Raw genomic sequence first — 2,219 nt, forward strand, 5'->3', positions numbered from 1 at the left:
CTGGTGTCCGGCGCGGCGATCCGCTTTTCCGGTCAACTGGCGGTGTTCGACCCGCGCGTGCCGCAAAGTCCCTGCTACGCTTGTCTCTATCCACCCGGCGATGGCGCCGACGAGGCCCTGAGCTGCGCCGAGAGTGGGGTGATCTCGCCGCTGGTGGGCGTGATCGGCGCCTTCCAGGCGCTCGAGGCGGTGAAGATCGCAAGCAGGGTTGGGCGCGTTCATCAGGGGCTTTCTACCTTCGATGCCCTGAGCGGGCGCTGGCGCCACTTCCAGGTGCCCCGCGACCCCGCCTGCCCAGTATGCGGTAAACCCGCCGTTTGAAGGCGTGCCCAGCGGGCACCGAACCCGACCAGAGGGAGTAGCGTGGCAAGATTCTCCGGCTCGAAGAGCCTTTTGCAGGCCCGGCGTGCCCAGCAGGGCCGCGCGGGCAAAAGCGCCCCGCCCGCCTTTCGGGTGCCCGTCGTGGACAAGCGCGCGAGCGTGGACGCCAGCCAGCGCCTGTCGCTTGGCCAAGCGCTGGCCGGCGCCCGGCAAGCGCTCGTCGAGCGCCTTGCTGCCGAGGCCGACGCGCCGCTGCGCGTCTTCGTGTCGGTCACCGACGGCACCTGCCGGGCGCGGGTCGCGAGCGAACGCGGCGCTCCCTGCAGTGACGCGCTCTGGCAGGGGCTCGAAGAGCAGCTCATCGAGCATTACGCATTGGATGCGCCGGTACGCTGGCTGCGCCTGGACTGGGCCCATGACGTCACGGCGCACACCTGGGAGAGTCTCGCCACCACGCTTTCACGCCACAAGCGCAACTACTTTCGCCGCGGCATCGCGCTGGACCCGGGCCTGCATCACGCCTTTCTCGAGCAGGAGCTCAACGCCAACGCCATGCTCTACGCGGGCAGCCGGGTGGCAAGCGCCGAGCTCAATCCCGGCAACTTCCGGCGCTACGCCCGGGAGCGTTTCGGGGCGGCCTTCGAGGTCGATTTCGACCCGCGCCAGCGCGTCTACACCTTCGCCACCGACGCGCTGCTGATCGAACCCGGGCAACCGCCCAGGCCGTTGCAGGGCTATCGCGGCGGCAAGCAGGGGCGCCATACCGGCCGGCGCGTCATCGAGGCGCTGACCCCGGCGGCGACCCGCGCCCTGATCGACAGCGCCAGCGCCTTCCTGGCCGCCCAGGTAGAGCCGGATGGACGCTTCGTCTACGGCATCCACCCCTGTTTCGATCGCGACGTCGCAGGCTACAACACGCTGCGCCACGCCAGCAGCATCTACAGCATGCTCGAGGCCTGGGAGGTCAACCAGAGCGCCGTGCTGAAAGACGCGATCGACCGGGCGCTGGGCCGGTTGACCACGACGTTTCTGAAGCGCTTCGAGCATCGCGGCGAGCGCGTGACCTACCTGCTGGAAGCCAACGGCGAGATCAAGCTCGGCGGCAGCGGCGTGACGCTGCTGGCGCTGGCGAAATACACCGAGGTTACCGGCGACGCGCGCTATCTGCCGGTGATGGAGGAGCTGGCGCTGGGCATTCGCCAGCTCCAGCTAGAAAGCGGCGGCTTCGATCACGTGCTGAACGCGGCGGATCTCAGCGTCAAGGAACGCTTTCGCATCATCTACTACGATGGCGAAGCGGCGTTCGGGCTGATGCGCCTTTTTGGACTGACGAAGGATGCACGGTGGCTTGAGGTGGTCGAGCGCGCTTTCGAGTACTTCATCGCCCAGGAGCACTGGCGCGCCCACGACCACTGGTTGAGCTACTGCGTCAACGAATTGACGCTTTACCGGCCCGAAGAGCGCTACTACCGCTTCGGCCTGCAGAACGTGGCAGGGTATCTCGACTTCGTCGAGGAGCGCATCACCACCTTCCCGACGCTTCTCGAGCTGATGATGGCGGCGCACAAGATGATCACGCGGCTGCAGGCCACACCCGAATATCGCCACCTGCTCGAGCTCATCGACATCGAGCACTTCTACCGGGCGCTGGAAAAACGCGCCCACTACCTGCTCAACGGTCACTTCTGGCCCGAGTTCGCGATGTACTTCAAACGCCCCGAGCGCATCGTCGGCAGCTTCTTCATCCGCCACCACAGCTTTCGGGTGCGTATCGACGACGTGGAGCACTATCTTTCCGGGTTCGTGGCGTATCTATGCCACTACCTGCAGGCGCCCGTGTCTCGTCTCGCCACCCCGATCACCTCGCGCGAGGCGGGGCAGTGGCGCCGCGATGACAT

General features: G+C 66.8%; 1 protein-coding gene and 1 pseudogene. Both read left to right on the plus strand.

Translation table 11 applies throughout. From position 1 onward, the window contains the following. Window positions 1-321: ThiF family adenylyltransferase (locus tag BIS11_RS15755; RefSeq protein WP_367399225.1), on the plus strand; the 321-nt coding region annotated here is incomplete at its 5' end. Window positions 322-363: 42 nt separating this feature from the next. Then, window positions 364-2,219 (plus strand): annotated as a pseudogene (locus tag BIS11_RS15760) (UDP-N-acetylmuramoyl-tripeptide--D-alanyl-D-alanine ligase); the annotation flags it as partial.

Origin of the sequence: Halomonas sp. 707D4 (assembly GCF_024158685.1) — a bacterium.
In the GTDB taxonomy this organism is placed as follows: Bacteria; Pseudomonadota; Gammaproteobacteria; order Pseudomonadales; family Halomonadaceae; genus Vreelandella.